This is a genomic window from Asanoa sp. NPDC049573, assembly GCF_040676615.1.
Classification (GTDB): domain Bacteria; phylum Actinomycetota; class Actinomycetes; order Mycobacteriales; family Micromonosporaceae; genus Asanoa.
In genome coordinates, this window is sequence record NZ_JBFAPI010000010.1 from 203479 (window position 1) to 228047 (window position 24569).

The 24569-nt window shown below is 71.0% G+C and carries 26 protein-coding genes; 16 read left to right on the forward strand and 10 right to left on the reverse strand.

Going from position 1 to position 24569, the window contains the following annotated elements; all coding sequences use genetic code 11:
• The first annotated feature begins 3 nt into the window (after positions 1–3).
• The 4 genes from AB0J74_RS22970 to araA are packed head-to-tail and all read left to right on the forward strand — an operon-like array spanning position 4 to position 4950.
• Positions 4–1062: a LacI family DNA-binding transcriptional regulator gene (locus AB0J74_RS22970; RefSeq protein ID WP_363451095.1), complete on the forward strand. Its 1059-nt coding sequence runs from the start codon at positions 4–6 to the stop codon at positions 1060–1062.
• Between the two features lie 8 nt (positions 1063–1070).
• On the forward strand, positions 1071–2741 hold the full coding sequence (gene araB, locus AB0J74_RS22975) for a ribulokinase (RefSeq protein ID WP_363451097.1): 1671 nt from the start codon (positions 1071–1073) through the stop codon (positions 2739–2741).
• On the forward strand, positions 2738–3427 hold the full coding sequence (locus AB0J74_RS22980) for an L-ribulose-5-phosphate 4-epimerase (RefSeq protein ID WP_363451099.1): 690 nt from the start codon (positions 2738–2740) through the stop codon (positions 3425–3427). The genes araB and AB0J74_RS22980 overlap by 4 nt, the downstream gene beginning before the upstream one ends.
• 11 nt (positions 3428–3438) lie before the next feature.
• Entirely contained in the window at positions 3439–4950 is a 1512-nt protein-coding gene (gene araA, locus AB0J74_RS22985; protein WP_363451101.1) for an L-arabinose isomerase, read from the forward strand.
• A gap of 45 nt (positions 4951–4995) precedes the next feature.
• On the opposite strand, the gene AB0J74_RS22990 is transcribed toward araA, so the two are convergent.
• Entirely contained in the window at positions 4996–5598 is a 603-nt protein-coding gene (locus AB0J74_RS22990) for a DNA-binding response regulator (RefSeq protein ID WP_363451103.1), read from the reverse strand.
• Between the two features lie 216 nt (positions 5599–5814).
• Here AB0J74_RS22990 and AB0J74_RS22995 point away from each other — a divergent pair, with 216 nt between their 5' ends.
• Both AB0J74_RS22995 and AB0J74_RS23000 read left to right on the forward strand, forming a co-directional pair.
• Positions 5815–5943, forward strand: coding sequence for a hypothetical protein (locus tag AB0J74_RS22995; RefSeq protein ID WP_363451105.1), 129 nt, complete (start codon positions 5815–5817; stop codon positions 5941–5943).
• A 2-nt stretch (positions 5944–5945) separates the two neighbouring features.
• Positions 5946–6206: a hypothetical protein gene (locus AB0J74_RS23000; protein WP_363451107.1), complete on the forward strand. Its 261-nt coding sequence runs from the start codon at positions 5946–5948 to the stop codon at positions 6204–6206.
• A 12-nt stretch (positions 6207–6218) separates the two neighbouring features.
• On the opposite strand, the gene AB0J74_RS23005 is transcribed toward AB0J74_RS23000, so the two are convergent.
• Positions 6219–9269 (reverse strand): TIR domain-containing protein, encoded by a 3051-nt coding sequence (locus AB0J74_RS23005; RefSeq protein WP_363451109.1) that lies wholly within the window; start codon positions 9267–9269, stop codon positions 6219–6221.
• 122 nt (positions 9270–9391) lie between these two features.
• Between AB0J74_RS23005 and AB0J74_RS23010 the strand changes: the two genes are divergently transcribed.
• Positions 9392–9775: a MerR family transcriptional regulator gene (locus tag AB0J74_RS23010; protein WP_363451111.1), complete on the forward strand. Its 384-nt coding sequence runs from the start codon at positions 9392–9394 to the stop codon at positions 9773–9775.
• Positions 9754–10086, forward strand: coding sequence for a thioredoxin domain-containing protein (locus AB0J74_RS23015; RefSeq protein ID WP_363451113.1), 333 nt, complete (start codon positions 9754–9756; stop codon positions 10084–10086). Before AB0J74_RS23010 ends, AB0J74_RS23015 begins: the two co-directional genes overlap by 22 nt.
• A gap of 4 nt (positions 10087–10090) precedes the next feature.
• On the opposite strand, the gene AB0J74_RS23020 is transcribed toward AB0J74_RS23015, so the two are convergent.
• Positions 10091–10936 carry a hypothetical protein gene (locus tag AB0J74_RS23020; RefSeq protein WP_363451115.1) on the reverse strand — a complete coding sequence of 282 codons (846 nt, stop codon included), beginning with the start codon at positions 10934–10936 and terminating at the stop codon, positions 10091–10093.
• A complete protein-coding gene (locus AB0J74_RS23025; RefSeq protein WP_363451117.1) occupies positions 10929–11432 on the reverse strand; it encodes a SigE family RNA polymerase sigma factor in 504 nt (167 codons plus the stop codon). The genes AB0J74_RS23020 and AB0J74_RS23025 overlap by 8 nt, the downstream gene beginning before the upstream one ends.
• 206 nt (positions 11433–11638) lie before the next feature.
• Between AB0J74_RS23025 and AB0J74_RS23030 the strand changes: the two genes are divergently transcribed.
• Positions 11639–13609, forward strand: a complete 1971-nt coding sequence (locus AB0J74_RS23030) for a translation factor GTPase family protein (protein ID WP_363451119.1) — start codon at positions 11639–11641, stop codon at positions 13607–13609.
• On the opposite strand, the gene AB0J74_RS23035 is transcribed toward AB0J74_RS23030, so the two are convergent.
• The 4 genes from AB0J74_RS23035 to AB0J74_RS23050 all read right to left on the reverse strand — a co-directional run bounded on the left by AB0J74_RS23035 (position 13606) and on the right by AB0J74_RS23050 (position 18055).
• A complete protein-coding gene (locus AB0J74_RS23035) occupies positions 13606–14115 on the reverse strand; it encodes a hypothetical protein (protein ID WP_363451121.1) in 510 nt (169 codons plus the stop codon). The two genes, AB0J74_RS23030 and AB0J74_RS23035, sit on opposite strands and share 4 nt — an antisense overlap.
• 89 nt (positions 14116–14204) lie before the next feature.
• A complete protein-coding gene (gene gndA, locus AB0J74_RS23040; RefSeq protein WP_363451123.1) occupies positions 14205–15659 on the reverse strand; it encodes an NADP-dependent phosphogluconate dehydrogenase in 1455 nt (484 codons plus the stop codon).
• A 132-nt stretch (positions 15660–15791) separates the two neighbouring features.
• A complete protein-coding gene (gene malQ, locus AB0J74_RS23045; protein ID WP_363451125.1) occupies positions 15792–17705 on the reverse strand; it encodes a 4-alpha-glucanotransferase in 1914 nt (637 codons plus the stop codon).
• A complete protein-coding gene (locus AB0J74_RS23050; RefSeq protein WP_363451127.1) occupies positions 17705–18055 on the reverse strand; it encodes a hypothetical protein in 351 nt (116 codons plus the stop codon). The genes malQ and AB0J74_RS23050 overlap by 1 nt, the downstream gene beginning before the upstream one ends.
• Before the next feature lie 213 nt (positions 18056–18268).
• On the opposite strand from AB0J74_RS23050, the gene AB0J74_RS23055 reads away from it, so the two are divergent.
• The 7 genes from AB0J74_RS23055 to AB0J74_RS23085 are packed head-to-tail and all read left to right on the forward strand — an operon-like array spanning position 18269 to position 22552.
• Positions 18269–18778: an Asp23/Gls24 family envelope stress response protein gene (locus tag AB0J74_RS23055; protein ID WP_363451129.1), complete on the forward strand. Its 510-nt coding sequence runs from the start codon at positions 18269–18271 to the stop codon at positions 18776–18778.
• A complete protein-coding gene (locus AB0J74_RS23060; RefSeq protein ID WP_363451131.1) occupies positions 18775–19098 on the forward strand; it encodes a hypothetical protein in 324 nt (107 codons plus the stop codon). The genes AB0J74_RS23055 and AB0J74_RS23060 overlap by 4 nt, the downstream gene beginning before the upstream one ends.
• Positions 19099–19103: 5 nt before the next feature.
• Positions 19104–19331, forward strand: a complete 228-nt coding sequence (locus AB0J74_RS23065) for a hypothetical protein (protein ID WP_363451133.1) — start codon at positions 19104–19106, stop codon at positions 19329–19331.
• Positions 19328–19798 (forward strand): Asp23/Gls24 family envelope stress response protein, encoded by a 471-nt coding sequence (locus tag AB0J74_RS23070; protein ID WP_363451134.1) that lies wholly within the window; start codon positions 19328–19330, stop codon positions 19796–19798. Before AB0J74_RS23065 ends, AB0J74_RS23070 begins: the two co-directional genes overlap by 4 nt.
• On the forward strand, positions 19798–20331 hold the full coding sequence (locus AB0J74_RS23075) for a DUF6286 domain-containing protein (protein WP_363451136.1): 534 nt from the start codon (positions 19798–19800) through the stop codon (positions 20329–20331). Before AB0J74_RS23070 ends, AB0J74_RS23075 begins: the two co-directional genes overlap by 1 nt.
• Positions 20331–20906: an alkaline shock response membrane anchor protein AmaP gene (amaP, locus tag AB0J74_RS23080; protein WP_363451138.1), complete on the forward strand. Its 576-nt coding sequence runs from the start codon at positions 20331–20333 to the stop codon at positions 20904–20906. The genes AB0J74_RS23075 and amaP overlap by 1 nt, the downstream gene beginning before the upstream one ends.
• Before the next feature lie 23 nt (positions 20907–20929).
• Positions 20930–22552: an AMP-binding protein gene (locus tag AB0J74_RS23085; RefSeq protein WP_363451140.1), complete on the forward strand. Its 1623-nt coding sequence runs from the start codon at positions 20930–20932 to the stop codon at positions 22550–22552.
• Positions 22553–22600: 48 nt separating this feature from the next.
• Here AB0J74_RS23085 and AB0J74_RS23090 read toward each other — a convergent pair whose 3' ends face one another.
• Together AB0J74_RS23090 and AB0J74_RS23095 are read right to left on the reverse strand one after the other, a co-directional pair.
• Complete coding sequence (locus AB0J74_RS23090) at positions 22601–23557, reverse strand: sporulation protein (protein WP_363451142.1); 957 nt, start codon at positions 23555–23557, stop codon at positions 22601–22603.
• 140 nt (positions 23558–23697) lie between these two features.
• On the reverse strand, positions 23698–24549 hold the full coding sequence (locus tag AB0J74_RS23095) for a L,D-transpeptidase family protein (protein ID WP_363451144.1): 852 nt from the start codon (positions 24547–24549) through the stop codon (positions 23698–23700).
• Between the last annotated feature and the right edge of the window lie 20 nt (positions 24550–24569).

Below are 24569 nucleotides of genomic sequence, written 5' to 3' on the forward strand. Positions count from 1 at the left end.
CCCATGGACGTACCCACCGCGGACGCCACGCCGACCCGGCCGCTGGCCATGTCGGACGTCGCCGCCCGCGCGGGCGTGTCGCACCAGACCGTGTCGCGGGTGATCAACCGCCATCCCAACGTGGCGGTGGCCACCCGGGCACGGGTCCTGGCCGCCATCGAGGAGCTCGGCTACCGACCCAACGGGCCGGCCCGCGCGCTGGCCACCGGTTCGACCCGGACCATCGGTCTGGCCACCGCCAACATCAGCCAGTACGGCCCGGCGCAGACCATGGTCGGGCTCGAGCACGCGGCCCGGGAGGCTGGCTATTTCCTCAGCGTCTCGGTGCTCGATGACACCAGCGCGCGCACCCTGACCGAGGCGATCGACCGGCTGGCGGCCCAGTCGCTGGACGCGATCATCGCGCTGGGCACCCATGACGAGGCCGTCCGCGCCCTGCGTCAGGTGCACACCGCGGTCCCGCTGATCGCCGTGTTGGCGGGCGCCGACGGCCACGACCCGGCGGTCTGGGTCGACCAGGAGGCCGGCGCCGCGTTGGCCACCCGGCACCTGCTCGAGCTCGGCCACCGCACCGTCCATCACGTGGCCGGGCCGGCCGGATTCGTCGAGGCGGCAGCGCGGGCCAGCAGCTGGCGGGCCGAGCTGGAGGCGGTCGGCGCGCCGCTGCCGTCCGTGCTGCGCGGCGACTGGGGGCCGGCCTCCGGGCACGCCGCCGGCCGCGAACTCGTCGCCCGCCGGCGTGGCGGTGAGCCGGTCACCGCGGTCTTCGTGGCCAACGACCAGATGGCCTTCGGGCTGCTCAACGCGTTCCACGAGGCCGGGCTGCGGGTGCCCGACGACGTCAGCGTCGTGGGGTTCGACAACGTCCCGGAGGCGCCCTACTCGATCCCGCCGCTGACCACGGTCCGGCAGGACTTCGCCGAGCTGGGGCGGCGCGGCGTGCAGCTCGTGCTCGGGCTGCTGGGTGGTGAACAGGCGCGGCCGCGACCGGTCGCGCCGCAGTTGTTGGTGCGGGCGACGACCGCACCGCCGGCTCGCGGCCGGGGCCGCGGGGAAGGTTGATGACAGGCATGGCAGACGCATACGTCGTCGGGGTCGACTTCGGCACCCTCTCGGGCCGGGCGGTGGTCGTGCGGGTCGCGGACGGCGCCGAGCTGGCCAGCGCGGTGCACCCCTATCAGCACGCCGTCATCGAGCAGCGGTTGCCGTCGACCGGCGCGCCGCTGCCACCGGACTGGGCATTGCAGATGCCGGCCGACTGGGTCGACGTGCTGCGCACCGCCGTCCCCGAGGCGGTCGCGGCCAGCGGGGTCGACCCGGCCGACGTCGTCGGCATCGGCACCGACTTCACCGCCTGCACCGTGCTGCCCACCACCGTGGACGGCACGCCGCTGTGCGAGCTCGACGCGTTCCGGGACCGGCCGCACGCGTACCCCAAACTCTGGAAGCACCATTCCGCGCAGCCGCATGCCGACCGGATCAACGCCCTCGCCGCGGAGCGTGGCGAGGCCTGGTTGGCCCGCTACGGCGGCAGGATCTCCAGCGAGTGGGAGTTCGCCAAGGCGCTGCAACTGCTGGAGGAGGACCCCGAGGTCTACGCCGCGACCGACCGCTGGGTCGAGGCGGCCGACTGGATCGTCTGGCAGCTCTGCGGCCGTTACCTGCGCAACGCCTGCACCGCCGGTTACAAGGGGATCTACCAGGACGGCGGCTACCCGTCGCCGGACTACCTGGCCGCGCTCAACCCGGCCTTCCGCGACTTCGTGACCGACAAGCTGGAGCACGAGATCGGCCAGCTCGGCGCACTCGCGGGTGGGCTGAGCGCGCAGGCGGCCGCGTGGACCGGCCTGCCCGAGGGCATCGCCGTCTGTGTGGGCAATGTGGACGCCCACGTCACCGCGCCGGCCGCACAGGCGACGGAGCCCGGGCAGATGCTGATGGTGATGGGCACCTCGACGTGCCACGTGATGAACAGCGACTCGCTGGGCGAGGTCCCCGGTATGTGCGGGGTCGTCGACGGCGGGATCGTGCCGGGGCTCTACGGCTACGAGGCCGGGCAGAGCGGCGTCGGCGACATCTTCGCCTGGCACGTCGACAACTTCGTACCCGCGTCCTATGTGGAGAACGCGACCGCGCGTGGCGTCGGGGTGCACGATTATTTGACGTCGCTCGCGGCCGAGCAGGAGGTCGGCGCCCACGGCCTGGTCGCGCTCGACTGGCACGGCGGCAACCGCTCGGTGCTGGTCGACCACGAGCTCTCCGGCGTGCTGGTCGGCGCCACCCTGGCCACCCGGGCCGAAGACGTCTACCGGGCGCTGCTGGAGGCGACCGCGTTCGGCACCCGCACGATCGTCGAGGCGTTCGAGACCAACGGCGTCCCGGTGACCGAGTTGGTGGTCGCCGGCGGCCTGTTGCGCAACGCGTTCCTGATGCAGCTGTACGCCGACGTCTGCCGGCGGCCGCTGTCGGTGATCGGTTCCGAGCAGGGCCCGGCGCTCGGCTCCGCGATCCACGCCGCGGTGGCCGCGGGCGCCTACTCCGACATCCACGCGGCGGCGCGGGCGATGGGCAAGGTGCACCGCGCGGTGTACGTGCCGGACGAGGAACGAGCCGCCGCCTACGACGCGCTCTACGCGGAATACCAGCGGTTGCACGACTATTTCGGCCGGGGCGCGAACGACGTGCTGCACCGGCTCCGGGCCGTCCGCCGCACCGCGCTCTCGAAGGGGGACCACGCATGACCGCACCATCCCAGGCCACCCGCGCCGAGCGCGGCCTGCACCGGGACCAGCGCGCGCGGGTGGCCGAGCTGCACGGCGAACTCGTCCGCTACGCGCTGGTCGCCTGGACCAGCGGCAACGTCTCCGAGCGGGTGCCCGGCGAGGACCTGTTCGTGATCAAGGGCAGCGGCGTTCCCTACGACGGGCTCGACTGGGCCGGCATCACCGTGTGCGACCTGCACGGCAACGTCGTCGACGGGGTACGCGCACCGTCCAGCGACACCGCCGCGCACGCCTACGTCTACCGGCACCTGCCGGCGGTCAACGGCGTCGTGCACACGCACAGCCCGTACGCGACGGCCTGGTCCGCCCGTGGCGAGGCGATCCCGTGCGTGATCACGGCGATGGCCGACGAGTTCGGCGGCCCGATCCCGGTCGGCCCGTTCGCGCTCATCGGCGACGACTCGATCGGCCAGGGCATCGTCGCCACGCTGACCGGGCAGCGCTCGCCGGCCGTGCTGATGCGCAACCACGGCGTCTTCACCATCGGCGACAGCGCCCGCGCTGCGGTGAAGGCGGCCGTGATGTGCGAAGACGTGGCCCGCACCGTGCACCTGGCGCGGCAACTCGGCGAGCCCCTCCCGATCGACCAGGCCGCGATCGACTCCCTCTACGAGCGGTACCAGAACGTCTACGGGCAGCGTTGAAAGGAAACATCGTGATCGACGACCCCTTTGCCGGCAAAGAAGTGTGGTTCCTGACCGGCAGCCAGGGCCTGTACGGCGAAGACACCCTCCGCCAGGTCGCCGAGCAGTCGCAGCGGGTGGCGGCCGCCATCGACGCGTCCGGTGAGGTGCCGGTCCGGGTCGTCTGGCAGCCGGTGCTGACCAGTTCCGACGCGATCCGCGAGCTGATCGGCCGGGCCAACGAGTCGCCGGCGTGCGTCGGGGTGATCACCTGGATGCACACGTTCTCCCCGGCCAAGATGTGGATCGCCGGTCTCGACGCGCTACGCCGCCCGCTGCTGCACCTGCACACCCAGGCCGACGCCGCCCTGCCGTGGGCGACGATCGACATGGACTTCATGAACCTCAACCAGGCCGCGCACGGCGACCGCGAGTTCGGCTTCGTGCTGACCCGGCTGCGGGTCCCGCGCACGACCGTCGCCGGCCACGTGAGCGACCCGGCGGTGGCCGCCCGGATCGGCTCGTGGACCCGGGCCGCGGCCGGCGTGGCCGAGGCCGGCGCGCTGCGCCTGGCCCGCTTCGGCGACAACATGCGCGACGTCGCGGTGACCGAGGGCGACAAGGTCGAGGCCCAACTGCGGGTAGGGGTCTCGGTCAGCACCTGGGGCGTCAACGACCTGGTCTCCGTTGTGGACGGTGCCGACGACGCCGCGGTCGACGCGCTCGTCGCCGAATACCTCGATCTCTATGAGCTGGCGCCCGACCTGCGCCCGGGCGGTGACCGGCACGGCAGCGTCCGCTACCAGGCCCGGGTCGAGGCCGGCCTGCGGGAGTTCCTGTCGAAGGGCTCGTTCGGCGCGTTCACCACCAACTTCGAAGACCTCGGCGGCCTGCGCCAGCTCCCCGGCCTGGCCGTGCAGCGGCTGATGGCGGCCGGCTACGGCTTCGGGGGAGAGGGCGACTGGAAGACGGCGGCCCTGCTCCGGGTGCTCAAGGTGGTCGGCGCCGGCCGCCCGGGCGGCACCTCGTTCATGGAGGACTACACCTACCACCTGGCGCCCGGCACCCCGAAGGTGCTCGGCGCCCACATGCTCGAGGTCTGCCCGTCGATCGCCGGCGACCGCCCCCGGGTCGAGGTGCACCCGCTGTCGATCGGCGGCCGCGAGGACCCGGCCCGGCTGGTCTTCACCGCGGCCACCGGGCCCGGTGTCGTGGTCGGCTGGGCCGACCTGGGCGACCGCTTCCGCTGGGTGGCCAACGACATCGACCTGGTCGAGCCCGACGAGCCGCTGCCCAACCTGCCGGTCGCCCGGGCCGTCTGGACCCCGCGCCCGGACTTCTCGACGGCGACGGAGAGCTGGCTCACCGCCGGTGGCCCGCACCACACGGTTCTCTCGACGGCGGTGACCACCGAGGAGATCGGCATCCTGGCCGACCACCTGGGCATCGAGCTGGTCCAGATCGACGCCGGCACCACCCGCCGCGGCCTGGCGAAGGAACTGCGCTGGAGCGCCGCCTACTACCGGCTCACACAGGGGTTGTGAGGCCCTCCTGAGGACAGGACAACTCGGTCGGCGGTTGACCTACGGTCAGAGCCAGCCCTCGTCGCGGGCGCGGATCAGCGCCTTTGTGCGCCCGTCGACACCAAGCCGCGCGTAAAGCCCGGCAAGCAGGCGGAACATCATCCGCTCCGAGTAACCCGCCTCCTGCGCGAGGCGGGGCACCGTCGTGCCGTCGGCGAGCTTCCGCAACCAGTGGATCTCGTCGGCGGTGATCGGACGGCTGGCGGACTCGGCGGTCAGGCCGGCGACGAGCGACCGCAACACATCGAGCGGCACCAGGCTCCGGCCGTCCAGGGTGGCGCGTAGGACATCCGCGACCGCCGCCGGCGTGGCGTCCCTGTCCAGGACGCCCGCTGCGCCGGCGGCGACCGCCCGGACGACCTCGGCCAGGCCGGGTACGTCGATCACGCCGACCACGAGCGCGTCAGCGCGCACGGTGCGCAGCGCGGCCAGCAAACCCCAGTCGGCTTCCTCGGTCAGGCCAAGGAAGACCAGCGGCTCGCCCGGGCGACGGGCCCACTCCAGCAGATCGGTCGGGACCTCCGCGGGACCGCCGTGTTCGCTCAGGGTGACGGCGAGGCCGCGCGCGTACATCGGCAGGCGGTCGACCACGGCGACCCGTAGCGTCATCCGGTCCTCCCCGCCGATGGACTACGCGGACCGTCATGGTCACCCCCGCGTGACGCGCCCGGTTCGCCGACACCCCGCCAGGTCCTGGCATGGCGCTGACACGTTACGGAAGGTCCGCGCAGGATCATGCCACTCGATAGGTCATGGACCGGCAATGGCTGCATTTCGTACGTTTGCTAACACGCAACGCCACCAGACGGATGGTGGAGGTCAGCGATGGCGCCGGTCCGGGTGAGATCGAAGAAGCGCAAAGGGGATGACGGAAACGATTTCCTGGGCTGGCTCTTGCTGATTGTCGTGATCATCGCCGCCATCAGCGCGCTCGTGCCGCAACTCGGGAGATGACCATGGTCAACAGCAACTACGGACATGGTCGGGTTCGGGTACGTGCGCAGTCGGACGCTCCCGGCCCGCAACTCGCCGTCAACCCCGACGCGGCTTCGCTCGGTGTCGGGGACGTGGTGGTGCCGAACTACGCCGACCTCACCGCACAGGCCGACCATCCGCCCGGCGTGATCCTCCAGATCGCCGCGGGCCTGGCGACCGTGCGCTGGGCGCCGGGCGACCGGACGACGCAGGTCCCGCGCGAACACCTCACCAAGCGATGAGCTGGCGTCGGCCTAGTCGCCGTCTGCCGCTCGCGTCGCCACCTCGAGCGTCGTGCGGTCGGTGACCGGCTCGAACAACGCGAGTTGCGCCGTGCTGCGGCGACGTGCTCCCTTGACCGGCGCGATCCGGCGGGCGGCCGCGTACATGTCGATCGCACGCGGCAGCCGGTAGGCCTCGCCGCAGAGTTCCAACCCCGTGAAGGCCAGCCCCGCTGCGTCATACACGGAGTATTCCCGGGGTGCCCGGTCCAGCCGCAGCCACGCCTCGGTGCAGGCGGCATGGAAGGCGGTCGTGGCCCGCCTGAGGTCGCCGAGACGGAAGTGGACGACGCCCTCGACCGTCCGGGCGGCCAACGCCATGAGCCCGGGCGGTTGCTGGGCGGCGGTCTCGATGGCGGCTGCGGCGTTCGCCACCTGACCGTCGAGCAGGTAGGCAAGAGCCAAGGTGACGTTGGCGTTGCGGGACAGCGCTTGATGCCCGGTCCGGATGGCGATCTCGGCCGCCTCGACAGCGCAGGGTAGGGCGTTGTCGATCTTCTTGCTGTCGCAGTGCAGCGCGGCCAGCCCGTCGAGGAGCCGCCCTGTCAGCAGCAGGTCGCCGGCGTTCCGCGCGACATCCAGGCCGTCTTCCAGCACCTTCAGTGCGTGACCCGTGCCGAGTTGTCCGAGCAGCCAGCCCTCGTTGAGGCACAACAGGGCAGTCACTTCCGCCAGTCCGTCGTCACCGACCGTTGGCAACCACCGCCGGACCTGGCTGAACTCGCGGCCGGCGCCGGCGAAGTCGCCCATCCGGGCGAGGCACGCCCCGCGCCCGATGCGCGCCATGGCGGCCTCGTAATGCATCGTCTTTGTCCGGCACTTGCGGGCGCTCTCGTCGTACAGCGCGGCCGCCGACACCAGATCGCCGTTATCCTGCTGAAGGTCGGCGAGTTGGATGCCGAACCTGATCCGGTCGTTGGGCGCCTTCGCTATCCACGGATCGGACAGCACCTCGTGCAGGCGGGCGGTCCATCGGCCTGTGTGGTCCGCCTCGCCGGACAGTGCGGAGACCAGGTAGGACATGTTCGTTGCGCGTGACCGGGTGCGCTTCTCTATCTTCGCATCGACCTCCTCGCGCCATCGGATCAGCACGCCGCTCTGGCCCCAGCGGGTCAGGTAGTCGTCGTCGATCGACTCCATGAGCTCGACCGCGACGGCGTAGTCGCCTGCCGCGATGAGCAGCTCGATCTGGTTGAGGTGCGGCTGGAGGTCGTCAGGTCCGCGCACGTCCAGCGCCTGGCCCAGCAACGCGTAATAGTCGGCCGCCCGCCGGCGCAACACGGGCAGTGCGAACACAGGCTCGACGCTCCGCCAGTCGTCGGCTCGGCCAGCCGGAATGGCCTCCAGCACGCACCGCGCGTCGGGGTTGGGCGGCAGGAAGTAGCGGTCGCCGTCGCGCCGGACGAGGTGGCGGACGGCGAGGGTCTCGAGCACCGGTGCGCTGTCCAGGCCTGGCACGTACGGGGCGAGAAGGTGATCCACCGCCGCGGGCCGCACCGGACGGCCATACACCGCGAGCGCCTGGATGACCCGGCGATCCGTGCGTCCGAGCCGTGCCAGCACCGCGTCGATGAGCAGCGGGAACGGCTCCCGCATACCGTCGTCGCGCCGCGCGGCGATCTCCTGGAACATGCCGGCCAGGGTGAGGTCCGGGTCGGACCGCAGCAGACAGTAGGTCAATTCGAGGAAGCGGGGGTTGCCGTCGCTGATGACACCGAGGAGGTCGAGATCCTTCTCGGGCATGTCACCGATGACCAGCAGCCGGTCCGCGTCGAGCTCCGTCAGGAATGGCACGGTGTGTGGCGTGGGCAGGCCGCTGAGGTCGCACACCTCGACCCGGTCGCCGAACGTGCGGCGGAGCGCGGCCGCGCGGTCGCGTCCGACAACCATCAGGATGCGGACCTGATGTCCTGGTCGCGTCACCAACTCGGTCACGATGGCGCGCAGGTCACGGTCGCGTACCTGGCCACGCTCGTCGAGGATGCCGTCGGCGTCGTCGATCGCCACGATGGCCGGTGTCTGGTCGAGCGCGCGTAACACCGCGTCCAGCCGGTCCCGCCAGGGCAACTTCTGGCGCAGCACGCGGCGCACGTTGATGTGGTCAGGCGCCAGCCGGGCCAGATCGTCGAGGAACGCCGCCGCGGACACCTGCCTGTATCCGCGCACGGCGAGGTAGACGAAGCCGGCAGCTGGCGCGGTGAACTGCTGGTCCGCGAGCTTGCGCCGATATTCGCGGAGGAAGGCCGTCTTACCGGTGCCGCCGTCGCCGGTGATCAGGCCCAGTCGGACGGCCGGTCGGTGCAGCGCCTCGTCCAGTGCCGTCATCGCCGGAATCCGGTCCTGAAACTCGATCTCCGGCAGGTCGGGCATCTCGTTGACGAACTCGATGGCGGCGTGGCGTCGGACCGGGCTGTCCTGGCCACCCTCGCGCTGCCAGTCGGCGCGGACCCGTTGGTGGAGACGCGACTGGGCGCCCAGCGGGTCCGCTGCCCGTCGCCTTTCCTCCCGAGCTCGGGCAGCTGCCTCGTGGGCCGCGACCGTGTGGCGGCCGTCGCGTGGATCATCTGCTCCCGCCAGGTACGGGCGGGCGCCGTATTCGGGGCCGGACTCCTCGACGAGCGCTGCCTGCAGCTGCGCCCATGCGTCCGGTTCGGTCGCGAAGTTGATCCGCGGTAGTTCGATGATCCCTACCGGCACACCGGGGTTTTTGGTCATCTGTGCCACGATCAGCCGCACGCGCTGTCGGCGCCGGTTCAGGTGATGGGCGTAGAGGATCTCCCGACGCACCCACTCCTTCTCCGCGACCGCGTCGGTCAGCACGACGATCATGACGTCAGCGCTGCTGATCGCCGCCTCGATGGAGCGGTCGAAGCCCTGATCGCGCCGGAATCGGGCGTCGTAGGTCGCCGAGAAGCGCGGCGAGCGGGACAGCTCCTCGGCGAAGCGCTTCGCGTGCACGAGGCCGTCCTGGCGCGCGTAGGAAATGAAGATGTTGAGATGGTCGCGGGCTCTACCGTCGTCCACCGCTGCCTCCCGGCGCTGACTGCATGCAGTTTCCTGGCAGAGCGGTGGCAGGGTCAAGACAGACAGTGACGGGACGCGTACGGCTTGCCTTGACGTCGGTGGGAAGGTCTAGCGTCGGTCGCATGCTGATCGGGGAGCTGGCCGAGGCGGCCGGCACGAGCACCCGGGCGTTGCGTTACTACGAGACGCACGGGTTGTTGCGGGCCGGGCGGTCGGCCAACGGCTACCGCGTCTACGACGACGCGGAGCTGCGGGTGGTGCGGGAGATCCGGGCGTTGCTCGGCATCGGGTTCGGGATCGACGACATCAAGCCGTTCGTCGCCTGCCTGCGGGCGGGGCACCCGTCCGGTGACGTGTGCCCGGATTCGGTGGCCGTGCTCCGGCGCAAGATCGCCGAGGTCGACGCCGGGATCGATCGGATGGTCGAGGTGCGCGACCGGCTCCGGAGTCAGCTGACCATCGCCATCGAGAGCCGGGAGACCTCATGCTCCAGCAAGACCTGCTAGTCACCGTCACCGACGAGACGTTCGCCGCGCGGGTGCTCGGCGCCCCGTTGCCGGTCGTCGTCGACGTCTGGGCCGAATGGTGCCCACCCTGCCATGCGATCTCCACGAGCCTGGCCGAGCTGGCCGTCGAGCTCGACGGGAAGATGACCGTGGCCACCCTCGACGCCGACGAGAACCCGCAGACCTGCCGGGCCTACCAGGTGCGGTCGCTGCCCACGTTGCTGATCTTCAAGGCCGGCGAGCTGGTCAGCGCGACCGTCGGTGCCCGGCCGAAGTCAGCGTTGCGCTCGCTGCTGGCCGGGCACCTCTGACCGTCTAGCGCCAGTCGTCGATCGCCTCCACGGCCAGCCGGGCGAACAGCTCGGCATCGTCGCGATCGACCTGCCACTGCTCCCACGGGCGCAGCGTCAGCACCGTCACCACGTCGCCGACCCGGACGACCACGATCCGGTGGTTCGACGGGCTGTTGTTCGCCCGGTCCGGCGGGATCGACATCGCCTCCACGATGTGCACGGCGTCGTCGCCATAGCGCGGTTTCCGATCCGTCGTGATCGTGTAGGTGATGTCGCCTTCGGCGGCCTTCCCGCACGTGGCCAACTCGGTGCGCAACCGGCGCATGACCACGGCCGCGCCGCCCGCGCGATACGCGGAGATCGTCTCCGTGACGGACCCCTCCGGCGTCGACCCGGCCGGTGCGTCCTGGGCCTGGTAGTAGGTCTGCCTGGACCGGCGGACCGTCATCGCGTCGTCCGCGGCCAGCGGATCGTCACAGAGCGCGGGCACCTGCTCGTCGCGTGGCGGTGACTGGACACCGATCTCGTCGCGGCGCATGTCCCGCGGCACGACGAGGAACGCGCGGTCGGGGATGGTCGTGATCGACGGCTGCGCCGACGTCACCGAAGGAGGCGGCGTCGGGACCGGGGACGGGGCCGCGGTGGCGCTGGGCGACGGCGTGTTCGTCGGCCCGGGTGGCGGCGGCCCGGGCCGGCCGAAGGCCGCGACCCCGGTCGCGACCAGGGCGACGACGACGGCACCGGTCATGACGGCCAGCCGGCGGAGGGCCCGCTGGTCCGCGGCGCGGCGGACGGCGGCCGCGGACGCCAGCCAGGAACCGTCCACATCGGAGATGAGCTGCGCCCATCCGTCCTCGACGTCACGCATCGCGTACCTCCAGCTTGGTCGCGGTCTCGGTGAGCTGGGCCGCGAGCCGTTGCCGGCCCCGGGACAGCCAGGACTTGACGGTGTTGGGGGAGACGCCGGTCTCGGTGGCGATCGCCTCGACGGACTGGTCGCACAGGTAGTGCAGGGCGAGCACCTTCCGTTGGTTGGCCGGCAGGGCCCGCAGTGCCTCGATCAGCACCACGGTGTTCTCGCTCGGTGGTGGCGCGTTCGGTGGCGGCCCGCTGTGCCGCAGCAGCGCGCCGAGCCGGCCGAGCCGGCGCCAGCGGTCCCGGGCCAGCCGGCCGATCACCAGCCGGACCCAGGCCTCCGGCGCCGGATGTGCCGCCACTGTCTCCCAGCGGCGCCACGCTCGGGCGTATGCCTCCTGCACCGCGTCCTGTGCCTCGGTGCGATCGCCGACGACGGCGACCGCGTAGCGCAGCGTGCGTACGGACGTGGTGCGGTAGAACTCGTCGAAACTCGGTGCGTCCCGCACTCGATCTCTCCTCCCCGCTTGTGCCTCGTTCACGGCCCGGGGGCGGTACCGGTTGCGGCCGGTGACTGTCGGGTGTTAAACCGTTTGCGTCCGGGAGCCCGCACCTGGTGAGGTGGCAGGACCGCGACAAGAAGGGATTTCCGAGATGCGTGCAGCTCGCGTGTTCGTTCCGTTGGCCATCACCGCCTACGCAGAGGACACCTCGCTTGCGCACGCTCAACCTCGGGATCCTGGCACATGTCGACGCCGGTAAGACCAGCCTGACCGAGCGGATCCTGCACACCGCCGGCGTCATCGACGAGATCGGCAGCGTCGACGACGGCAGCACGCGGACCGACTCGCTCGCCCTCGAACGGCAGCGCGGCATCACGATCAAGTCCGCCGTGGTCTCGTTCCCGCTCGACGGCGTCACCGTCAACCTGATCGACACACCCGGACACCCCGACTTCATCGCCGAGGTGGAGCGGGTGCTCGCCGTGCTCGACGGGGTCGTCCTGGTCGTCTCCGCCGTCGAGGGCGTCCAGCCGCAGACCCGGGTGCTGACCCGCGCGCTGCGCCGGCTCGGCATCCCGCTGCTGGTCTTCGTCAACAAGGTCGACCGCCGCGGTGCGCGTCCGGCGGCGCTGCTCGGCGACCTGGCCAGCCGGCTCGAGCTGCGCCCGCAGCCGATGGGCACCGTCGAGGCCGCCGGCAGCCACGCGGCCGCGTTCGTGCCGAGCGCCGGGAGCCCGCCGGGCCTGGTCGACCTGCTCGCCACCCGCTGCGACGAGCTGCTCGCCGCGTTCGTCGCCGACGGCCGGGTCGCCGAGGGCCGGCTCCGCGCCGAACTCGCCGCACAGACCGCACGATCCTGGGTGCACCCGGTGTACGCCGGTTCGGCGATCACCGGCACCGGCGTACCCGAGCTGATGTCGGGGATCCGGGACCTGCTGCCGGCAGCATCGGGCGACCCGGCGGCCGCGCCGTCCGGCACGGTGTTCAAGGTGGAGCGGGGCGCGGGCGGCGAGAAGCTGGCCTACGTGCGGATGTTCGACGGCACGCTCGCCGTTCGGGACCGGGTGCCGCTGCGCAACGCGCGGGGCGCGACCGACGCGAAGATCACCGGAATCGGCGTGTTCGAGGCCGGCGCGCTGGTCGAGCGCCCCGCGGTGCCGGCCGGCCGGATCGCCGTGCTCCGCGGCCTGGCCGAGGTGCGGATCGGCGACACGATCGGCACGCCGCGCCCCGGCGCCGGGCGGCATTTCGCGCCGCCGTCACTGGAGACCGTGGTGGTGCCGGACCGGCCCGGTCGCGGCGGGGCCCTGCATGCCGCGCTCACCCAACTCGCCGAGCAGGACCCGCTGATCGACCTGCGCCGCGACGACGTGCGCGACGAGACCTCGGTGTCGCTCTACGGCGAGGTGCAGAAAGAGGTCATCCAGGCCACCCTGGCACAGGAGTACGGGCTCGCCGTGGAGTTCCGCCCGTCGACGACGATCTGCGTGGAACGGGTGACGGGCACCGGTGAGGCGCTCGAGCGGATCGGCGAGGGGCCGTTCCTGGCCACCGTCGGCCTGCGCGTCGAGCCGGGCCGGCCCGGCTCGGGGTTGGCGTTCCGGCTCGCGGTCGAGTTGGGCTCGATGCCGCCGGCGTTCTTCGCCGCGGTCGAGGAGACGGTGCACGGCGTGCTCGCCGAGGGGCTGCACGGATGGCAGGTGGTCGACGCCGTGGTGACGATGACGCATTCCGGCTACTGGGCAAGGCAGAGCCACGCGCACGGCACGTTCGACAAGAGCATGTCGAGCACGGCCGGCGACTTCCGCAACCTGACGCCGCTGGTGCTGATGACCGCGCTGCGCCGGGCCGGCACCGTGGTCGAGGAGCCGGTGCACCGGTTCCGCCTCGACCTGCCCGCCGACCTGCTCGGTGCGGTGTTGCCGGTGCTGGCCAAGCTCGGCGCGGTGCCCACCGGCACGGTCACCGACGGGCCGGCCGCGGTGGTCGAGGGTGACGTGCCGGTCGCGCGGGTGCACGACCTGGAGACCCGGCTGCCGTCCCTGACCCGGGGCGAGGGCGTGCTGGAGAGCGCCTTCGACCACTACCGCCCGGCCGGCCACCCGAGGCTGGAGCGCCCGCGCACCGACCACAACCCGCTGGACCGCCGCGGATATCTCCTGCACGTGCAGCGCCGGGTCTAGACCTTCTCGAGCTCCGGGGGCACCGGCAGGTTGACCTTGCGCAGCACCGTCGCGATGGCCTCCTCGACCTGGATGGCGTGGTCGACCAGGTCGGGGATGGCGTAGCCGCCGAACAGGTCGCACGGCTTGTCGAAGGTCAGCGTCGAGTCGTCCCCCGGCTGCTCGGAGACGGTCAGCCGGACGGGGAGGTATTCGATGACCGCCGGATCGTGCTTGTAGAGACCTTCTTCGATCACCAGGTTGTCGGCCAGGTAGGTGACCGCCCGGAGTTGATGGCCGGCGAGCCGCATCACCTGGCTGGGGTCGAACGTGGAGATGTTGACCAGGCCGTCGCCAGCGGTGCGGTTGGACAGGTTCTCCAGCGCGGGCCAGCCACCGCCGCCCTTGGCCTCGGCCATCGCCGTGCCCCATGACCAGGCCGGGACCGCGCGTTCCCACTGCTTGCGGAACTGGTCGAAGGGCCGCCCCGTGTGGATCACGAAGCGCCGGACCGGCCGTGTCACCATCGCTACGCCTTGCTCGCTCATGATTCTCTCGCCTCTCCCCGTCGCCGCGGCCCCGACTCATGAACGGGGCCGCGGCTGGGAGGCGGCGCCTAGGCGTCGACCTCCCGCTTGTCTTCGGCCCACATCGTGTGGAAGGAGCCCTCGCGGTCGACGCGCTGGTAGGTGTGCGCGCCGAAGTTGTCGCGCAGGCCCTGGATCAACGCGGCGGGGAGCCGGGGGCGGCGGAGCGCGTCGACGTAGGCCAGCGAGGAGGAGAACACCGGGGTCGGTACGCCGCCGCGGATCGCGGTGACCAGCACCCGGCGCCAGCTGTCGAAACCGTTGGTGAGGGCCTGCGCGAAGTAGGGGGCCACCAGCAGGCTCTCCAGGTTGGGGTTTTCCGCGTACACCTCGCGGATCCGGTCGAGGAACTTGGCCCGGATGATGCAGCCACCGCGCCAGATCGTCGCCATCGCGCCCGGGTCGATGCCCCAGTTGTTGTCGTCGCTGCCGGCGCGGATGTGGTCGAAGCCCTGCGCGTACGCCACGATCTTCGAGGCGTAGAGCGCGTTGCGGACGTCTTCGACGAACTGCTTGCGGTCTTCGACCAGACCGGCGATGTCGGTGTCGGCGGCCTTGCCGGCGTAGGTCTGCTGCGCGGCCTCGCGCTGGGCGACGTGACCGGACAACGACCGGGCGAACGTCGCCTCGGCGATGCCGGTGATCGGCACGCCCAGGTCGAGCGCGCTCTGCACGGTCCACCGGCCGGTGCCCTTCTGCTCGGCGCGGTCCAGCACCACGTCGATGAACGGCGCGCCGGTCTTCCCGTCAGTGTGTGCGAGCACCTCGGCCGTGATCTGGATCAGGAACGAGTCGAGGTCGCCGCTGTTCCACTCGCGGAAGATCTCGGCGATCTCCGCCGGCGAGGCGCCCAGACCGGCGCGGAGCAGGTCGTAGGCCTCGGCGATGAGCTGCATGTCGGCGTACTCGATGCCGTTGTGCACCATCTTCACGAAGTGCCCGGCCGCTCCCGGGCCCACGTGGGTGCAGCACGGCGTGCCGTCGACCTGGGCCGCGATCTTCTCGAAGATCGGGCCGAGCTTGCGGTAGGACTCTTCCGAGCCGCCGGGCATGATGCTCGGGCCGAGCAGCGCGCCCTCCTCGCCGCCGGACACGCCGGTGCCGACGAAGTGCAGGCCCTTGGCGGAGAGTTCGCGCTCGCGCCGGGCGGTGTCGACGAAATGGGCGTTGCCCGCGTCGATGACGATGTCGTCCTTCTCGAGCAGCGGGACGAGTTCGTTGATCACGGCATCGGTCGGGCCGCCCGCCTTGACCATGATGATGACCGCGCGCGGCCGCCGCAGCGACGCGACGAAGTCTTCCATCGACTCGCTCGGGACGAAGTCGCCCTCGTCGCCGTGCTCCTCGACCAGGCTGCGGGTGCGGTGCACGCTGCGGTTGTGCAGGGCCACGCTGAACCCGTTGCGGGCCAGGTTGCGGGCCAGGTTGCGCCCCATCACCGACAGGCCGGTGACGCCGATCTCGGCGCGGGCTTCCGTGCTCATCTACCCCTCCGTGCTCTTCTGTCACGCCGGACGCCGGCGCGAATCGTGATCAAGACCCGGTGAGCCGCCGTCCGTGCTGACGCGGGTGCCCCGTTCGGGCGATTGCAAACCACTTTTGCCCAATTGATCCCGTCAGTCCCGTGGCCGCGCGGCGGCCAGCAGGCGCGCGATCGCGCGTACCCCCGGATGGTCCTGGATCTCCTCCCGCGGCAACGGCAGCGGCAGCCGCCAGTTGGGGTACTGGTCGGTCGTGCCCGGCAGATTGGGCTGGCGGGTCTCGCCGAGGACATCGTAGAGCGAAGCAGCGATCAACCGGGCCGGGCTGGCCGCCAGAGCGGCATGCAACGCTGTGACGATCGAGTCATCGTCCTCTTCGGACAGCAGGCCGGCGGCCCGCAACATGGCGATGAGTGCCTGCCTGTCCGCTTGCGCGCGCTCGTGTTCCGCTTCTTCGCCGGTCGCCAGCAGGCCCAGCCGGGCCCGGACCCGCACGTGCTCCTCGGTGAGAAAGCCCATCGCGGTCGGCAGGTCGTGGGTGGAGACCGAGGCCAGGGCGTTGCGCGGCCACTTCCGCGGCGGGATGAACCCGGCCTCGTCGCGGGTGAACCACAACACGGTCGAGCCGAGCATGTTGCGGCCGCGCAACGCCCTGGTCACCGACGGTTGCACGGTGCCGAGGTCTTCGCCGATCACGACCGCGCCGGCCCGTTGCGCCTCCAGCGCCAGGATGCCGAACATCGCGTCGGCGTCGTACCGCACGTAGGTGCCCTCGGCCGCTCCGGCGCCCGGCGGGATCCACCACAACCGCGACAGGCCGGCGACGTGGTCGACCCGGAGCCCGCCGCCGTGCCGGAGCAGGGCGCGGAGCATGTCGCGGTAGGCGGCGTAACCGGTCGCGGCCAGCCGATCGGGCCGCCACGCGGCCAACCCCCAGTCCTGTCCGAGCTGGTTGAACGCGTCCGGCGGCGCGCCGACCCGGACGCCCTGCGCGAGCACGTCGCCGAGCTGCCACCCGTCGGCGCCGCCCGGGTCGACGCCGACGGCGAGGTCGTGCACGATCCCGACCGGCATGTCGCCCGTGGCCGCGGCGGCCGCCGCGAGCTGCTCGTCACACAGCCGCTGGAGCCAGGCGAAGAAGCCGACCCGCTGGCCGTACGCGTCGCGGACGGCGCGCGTCGCCGCGCTGTCCGGGCCGCGCAGCTCCGCCGGCCACTGCCGCCAGTCGGTGCCGTGCTGTTCGGCCAGGGCACAGTAGGTGGCGAAGCCGGTGCGCTCGGCGTTCGCTTCCTGGCTCGACGCCAGCGGGTAGAGCAGTTCGAGCGCGGTCCGCTTCGCCTGCCAGACCGCGTCGTAGTCGATCAGGTCGCCGTCGTCGGGCCGCAGCGCGTCGACCTTGGCCCGCAACACGGCGTCGGCCCGCGCGTACTCGGCCGTGTCGGTGACCCGGATGTAGAGCGGGTTGGCGAACCGCCGGCTCGACGGCGAGTAGGGAGAGGCCTGCACCGGCTGGTTGGGCCCGATCGCGTGCAGCGGGTTGAGCAGCACCAGACCGGCGCCGGTGCCGGCGGCCCAACCGGCGAACTCGCGCAGGTCGCCGAGGTCGCCCATGCCCCACGAGCCGGCGCCGCGCAGCGCGTAGAGCTGGAGCATCCAGCCCCAGGCCGCCGGTGGTGGCGGGAGCCTGCGCGGTGCGACCACCACGGTGACCTCCTGGCCGCCGCAGGCCAGCCGGTGCCATCCGAGCGGCAGCCCGGTCAGGTCGGGTCCGACGCCGCGGGTACTCCCGTCTTCGAGCGTGACGGTGCCCGGCCCGGGCAACGCCCGCGACTGGCCCTCGCGGAGCACGATCGTCGGCGGCAGCCGGTCACCGGCCGGGACCGCCTCGAGCGCGGCCGTGATCGCCGACGGGCTGGTGGCGTCGACGTCGAGCAGGCCGAGGACCCGCACGACGATGTCCCGATCGACCTGGGCCCGGTGGCCGTCTGCGGCGTCGTAGGCGGTGACCACTCCGTGTGCCGCGGCGAGCCGGCGAAGGTCGCGCTCCATCAGCCGGTCACTTTGTCGAGGTATTGGAGCAGGTCGTGCGCGGCCAGCTCGACCTCCTTGTGCTTCCACGACGAGGCCCGGTAGACGACCGCGATGAGCCCGCTGCGGTGCAGCCGACGCAGGTCGCCGTAGACGAACGCGTAGCGGGCCTTGGTCTCGTCGGCCGCGCCCTCGGTCAGGCCGAGGTGCCATTCCGCCAGCTCGGCCCACGAGTGCTTCTCGAGGTAGGCGTTCTCGTCGTCGGCCCGCGGCTGCACGACACCCCAGTCGCTGTTGAGCACATACTGCTTCGCGTCGATCAGCTGCCGCGCTTTGCGCACGGCGTCCTTGTTGAGCGCATACCTGGCCATGTGGCCATGTTCCCCGAACAGCTCGCGCCCATGCCGTGCACACGCCGCGATCGGGCGCCCTTCGGACATTGGCTCGGATACACCCCGGAGCGGTCAGTCCGTGGCCGATGATCTTCTACGCTGACTGAAATCTGGTGGTTTAACAGCAACGATTACGGTAAGTCAACTGTCATCGCACAACTTGTCATCAATCCTCACGAACAGGACGTAGTGATGACGCAGACTGCCAGTAGAACCGACCAGCGATCGGACCAGGGTTCCCAACAACATCTTCGCGGTGGGGGACACAACGGTGGCCAGATCACGGTCGCCGAGGGTGTCGTACAGAAGATCGCCGCGATGGCCGCACGGGAGGTGTCCGGCGTCTACGCGATGGGCTCCGGCGCGGCCCGGACGGTCGGCGCGATGAAGGACATCATTCCCGGCACCTCCGCGAGCTCCTCGCAGGGCGTCGGGGTCGAGGTGGGCCAGAACGAGGCCGCCGTCGATCTCGACATCGTCGTGGAGTACGGGGTATCCGCCAACGAGCTGGGCCGGGGCATCCAGCGCAACGTGAAGTCGTCGGTCGAACGGATGACCGGGCTCGACGTCATCGAGGTCAATGTCAACATCAATGACGTGCACCTGCCCGACGAATCCGAAGGCATGACCAGTGGCCAAGGCAGCGGCAGCCTGAGCACGAGCACGACGACCGGCCGCGGCGGCGACGTCCGGGTGTCATGACCGCGCAACCGATGAGCGACGTCGACGCCACGATCGACGGTGTCGACGTCGACAGGCTCGCGGCCGCCGCGGAAGACTGCCCGGCCGTCGACGCGCTCGTCGACGGTGCGCCCGCGATGGCCGCCACGTATCTTCCCCGGCGCCGGGTCAGCGGGATCCGGATCGAAGACGACGTGGTGACCATCCAAGTGCGGCTCCGATGGGGGTCGACGGTCGGGCAGCTGGCCCAGCAGGTCTGGTCGGCGGTGCCGCCGCTGGTCGGCCGGCACCGGGTCGACATCGTGGTCGCCGACATCGCGGAGCCAGCCACGGGGGGTTGAGAGCAATGACCAAGACGATTTTCGGTACGGCGATCGGCATCGCGCTCGGATTCGCCGTGGCGTTCGGCAACTTCGGCGACCTGGCCCTGGTCGGGCTGTTCGCGCTGGTCGGTTACGGCGTCACCAAGGTGGTCACCGGCAGCGTCGACGTCGGCGCCACGATGCGGCCGCTGCGCGACCGGTTCCAGCGCGGCAACGTGCAGCGAGGCACTCTCCAGCGGAGCAACCGGTGACCGACGAACGACCGGCGGGCGCCGCGGAGCCGAGGTTGACGCCGGCGACCGCTCAGACCGTCGCCGAGGCGTCGCCCGCGCCGCCGACAACGCGCCAGGACCCGGACTACCTCGGCCAGGTGGTGATCTCCGAGCGGGTGGTGGCCAAGCTCGCGGCGCAGGCAGTCTACGAGACGCCGCGCGCCGGTGCGGCCGCGCCGCGCCTGTTCGGGAGTGTCATGCCGGGCGCCGGACACATGGGCATCCGCGCCTCCGACCTCGCCGCGCCGCCCAAGGTCAACGCTCAGATCGACGCGTCGGTGGTCTACATCGACATGGCGATCAGCGTTCGCTGGCCCGAGTCGCTCAGCGAGGTGACCGGGCGAATCCGCGACACGGTCGAGGACCGGATCAAGGCCTGGACCGGGCTGACCGTGGCCCGGGTGCGAATTTCCGTGACCGACCTCGTCGCCGACGGAGTGTCCTGATGAAGAAAGCCAACCGGATCCTCGCGATCGCCTTCGCGCTCGGATTCATGTTCCTGGCCGTCCTGATCGTGGTCGAGTTGATCTTCGAGCGGGCCGGGGCCGGCCCGGCGATCGTCAACTGGCACAGCATCTACGACTGGATGGCCACCCGGACCTGGGACTCGCGGAGCGTACGGATCATCGGCGGGCTGTGTGCCCTCGGCGGTCTTCTGCTCCTGGCCCTGCAGCTCGTTCCGCGAAAGAAGCCGCGGTTGCGGGTGCGTGGGGCCGACGACGAGATCGACGTCGGGATCGACCGGAGCAGCGTGGTGCGCACGGTGCAGCAGGCGGTCGGCGACATGGACGGGATCAGCCGGGCCCGGGTCGCGCTGCGCGGCAACAAGGTGACCGTGGACGCCCGCCGGCGGGCCGAGAAGTCCGAGGACACCACCACCGAGACGGTGGCGGACGCGACCCACCGGGCGGTCGACGCGCTGCACCTGCGCCGACCACCCAGGATCTCGGTCAAGCTCGACACGGCGAAGGAGCGGTGATGTTACGCGGACACGCCGACCGGATCACCCGGATCGTCCTGATCGTGATCGCCGCGTGCTTCCTGGCCATCGGGGGCGCGATCATCGCCGCGAACACGGGCGTGTTCGCCAGCGGGTTCCCACAGCGCACCTTGCTGGAGAACCCGGCCGTGTCGTGGATCGGCGGGCACAGCACGTGGTTCTGGCCGATCGCCGCCGCGGTGGCCACCGTGCTGGGCGTGCTGGCGCTGTTGTGGCTGCTCGCCGTGCTCCGCGGGCCGAAGAAGACGCGCGACCTCTCCATCGACGGCAGCGCGAGCACCACACTCGGATCGAGCGCGTTGCGTGACGCCCTGACCAACGAGATCCAGGGCTACCGCGGTGTCGATGCCGCGAAGGTGCGGGTCTACGGTGACCCGGTCCAGCCGAAACTCGGCGTGTGGGTCAACCTCACCGCCGACGCTCGCGTCGCGGAGGTGCGCGACCGGATCGAGCAGCAGGCACTGGCGCACGCCCGCGAGGCGCTGAACGCCCCGGCGTTGCCGGTGATCCTCGATCTGGGCGTGAGCAAGAAGAGCAGCCCGCGCGTCGAGTGACCGGAACGCGGTAGCGTGCCGGTGTGACCCAGCTCGCATACGCCAGCGGACCGTCCGACACGGAGTTGCTGGCCGACACCATCGGGCAGAACCTGGCCCGCACCGTCGAGCGGTTCCCCGACCGCGACGCGCTGGTCGACGTGCCCAGCGGCCGCCGGTGGACCTATCGGGAGCTGGCCGCGGACGTCGACGAACTGGCCCGGGCACTGCTCGGGATCGGCGTGGGCAAAGGCGACCGGGTCGGCATCTGGGCGCCGAACCGTCCGGAGTGGGTGCTTGTCCAATACGCGACGGCGGCGATCGGCGCCATCATGGTCAACATCAATCCCGCGTACCGCCGGCACGAGGTCGGTTTCGTCCTGCGCCAGTCGGGGATCTCGGTCCTCGTCTCGGCACTGCGCCACAAGGGCAGCGACTACCGCGAGATGGTCGAGTCGGTGGCCGGCGAGTGCCCCGCCCTGCGCACGGTGGCCTACCTCGACGATCCGACCTGGACCGACCTCGTGGCCTCGGCGGCCGGCGTCGCCCCGGCCGACCTCGACGCCCGCGCCGCGACGCTGACGAGCGACGACCCGATCAACATCCAGTACACGTCGGGTACGACCGGCTTTCCCAAGGGCGCCACGCTCTCGCACCACAACATCCTCAACAACGGCTATTTCGTGGGCGAGTTGCTCGGCTATTCCGAACAGGACCGGATCTGCATCCCGGTGCCGTTCTACCACTGCTTCGGCATGGTGATGGGCAACCTGGCGGCCACGTCGCACGGCGCCTGCATGGTGATCCCGGCGCCGTCGTTCGAGCCGGCGGCGACGCTGGCCGCGGTGGCGGCCGAGCGGTGCACCTCCCTCTACGGCGTGCCGACCATGTTCATCGCCGAACTCGACCTGCCCGACTTCGCCGGCTACGACCTGCACACCCTGCGCACCGGCGTGATGGCCGGCTCGCCCTGCCCGGTCGAGGTGATGAAGAAGGTGGTCGACCGGATGCACATGTCGGAGGTGTCGATCTGCTACGGCATGACCGAGACGTCCCCGGTCTCCACCCAGACCCGGGTCGACGACGACCTGGACCGCCGCACGGGCACGGTCGGCCGGGTCCTCCCGTTCCTCGAAGTCAAGATCGTTGACCCCGCTACGGGTGTGACGCTCCGCCGCGGTGAGCCCGGGGAACTGTGCACGCGGGGCTATTCGGTGATGCTGGGCTACTGGGACGAGCCGGAGAAGACGGCGGAGGTGCTGGATTCGGCGCGCTGGATGCACACGGGAGACCTGGCGTCGATGCGGTCCGACGGCTACGTCAACATCGTCGGCCGCATCAAGGACCTGATCATCCGGGGCGGTGAGAACGTGTACCCGCGCGAGATCGAGGAATTCCTCTACCGCCATCCCAAGGTCGCGGACGTGCAGGTGATCGGGGTGCCCGACGAGAAATACGGCGAAGAGGTTCTCGCCTGCGTGATCCTGCGCGACCCGGGTGAGAACCTGACCGTCGAGGAGGTGCGCGCGTTCTGCCAGGGGCAGTTGGCGCACTACAAGGTGCCGCGCTATGTGCGGATCGTCGACTCGTTCCCGATGACGATCAGTGGCAAGGTCCGCAAGGTCGAGATGCGCGAGTGGGCGGTGCGGGAGCTCGGCCTGGGTTGAACGGGGAGCGGGGGCGGCCCGCACCGGACCGCCCCCGCCGATCCCGGGTCATTCCCCGAAGTCGCCGGAGTCGCCGTCGTCTTCGAAGACCTCTTCGATGAGCTCACCGGCGACGAGGCCGCCGGCCACGCCGAGGGCCGCGCCCGCGACCACGCCGCCCATCCCGCCGCCGTGGTGGCCGTGGCCGGGCATGCCGTGATGGCCGCCGCCGTGGCCGGCGAGGAATGACCGGCGCTGGTCGAGCGCCTGCCTGACCCAGCCGTCGACGACCTGGGTCCAGTCGGCGCTGTCGGCGTGGGAGTGCGGCACGGTGTAGCGGCCGTAGGCGTCGTGACCGCCGGTGAACACGCCGCCGCGCTTGTCGAACTCGAGGACCACTTCGACCGTGTGCGCGTTGGTGACGAAGCTGAGCTCGATCTCGGCGACGCCGTGCCCGTATCGCGGCGCCGGCCAGAACTCGATCTCCTGGTAGAACGGCAGTGTCTGGTGTGCACCGTGGATCCGGCCGTATTCCAGGTCGGCGCCCTTGAACCGGAACCCGAGTGTGCCGAACGCGTCGAGGATGCGCTCATGCACCGGCAGCGGGTGCACGGCGATCGGGTCGAGGTCGCCCTTGTCGACCGCGCGGTCGATCGCCACCTCGGTGCGCAGCCCCATCGTCATTCCGCGCAGGCGTTGCCCGAACACGTCGGTGACCGGCGTTTCCCATGGCATGTCGACCTGGAACGGGATGGACAGCCGCTGGCCGGCGGCCAGCCGGGTGCGGCCGGCCACGGCCGTGCGGTGGAACTCGCCCATCGCGCCGTGGTCACCGGCGCCGGTCTCGACCTCGACCCGGGTGACGAGGCCGACCGTGATGTGTGCGAGCTCGACGTCGCTGGTGCCGCCGGTGAGGTTGACCTGGCCGGTCAGCGGCAGCCCGGGGCGGGTGTTGGGATTGGGCAGGACGGTGTCGACGCTGGGCCCGCCGACCCCGAGCGCGCCCAGCATCTTCCTGAGGACCACGTGTCGTATCTCCTGTGTCGAAATGAGAGTCGGTCGCAAATGGCTTGCGGCACAACACTTCTCGGCGATGCTCCACATCGGAGAATGCGGCCGTGCGGTGCGACCGTACCAAGCGAGTCTGACAGTTCGCTGAGAGTGACCTAGTAGCGCCCGAGCTCGGCGGCCGGTGCCATCACGATCCGTGGTGTGGCTGCCGGGTCGAGCCAGCGCAGCACCTTGAGCAGGTCAGACTCGGCGAGTGCGACGCAGCCCGCGGTCGACCGGCCGGGCACCATCACGTGCAGGAAGATGCCGCTGCCGCGCGGCGGGGTCGCCTGCTTGACCGGTATGTTGTAGTTGATCACGGCGAAGTAGCGGTATTGCGGATCGACCTGCCAGAGCGCTTCGCTCGCGCCGCCCGGGTCGGCACCGTGGAAGAACGAGTTGTAGCCGGCGGTCGCCGGGTTCTCGTTCCAGTAGTCGTTCTCCACCAGCCGGTGGTAGCCGTATTTCACACCGGGGTTGGCGGCGATGCCGTACATCGTGCCGCCGAAGGAGTAGACGCCGGTCGGGGTCGCGAGGTCGCCCTCGACCTTGCTGTCCTTGAAGCCCTTGGTGCCCAGCCGCGCCGGCATCGCGTCGAACGCCGGCGTCCATGAGTTGCCGTTCTTCGCGAACGCCTGGAGCGTGCCGGTGCTCGTGCCGAAGCCGTTGGACTTGACGACGACCACCTGCCTGGTGCCGCTCGGCAGGGTGCGCAGCCGCGTCGCGTCGTTGGCCCGCTCGGTCGCCTTGGGCGACGCCGGCTTGCGGGTCGGCCGCGCGATGTGCGTCGGCGTCGCGGGCGGGGTGACCACGATGTCGGCCCGGCGGGCGAGCTGGTCGCGGGCCACGCCGTCGGTGGGCGCCACTGCCGGCTGCCCGTCGGCCTGCTCACCGCTGACCACCTGGCCACAGGCGGAGAGTGCCAAGACCGCCAGGAGGGCCACGGCCGAACGCCGCACTGCGCTCACGTAAATCCGATCCGTATCGT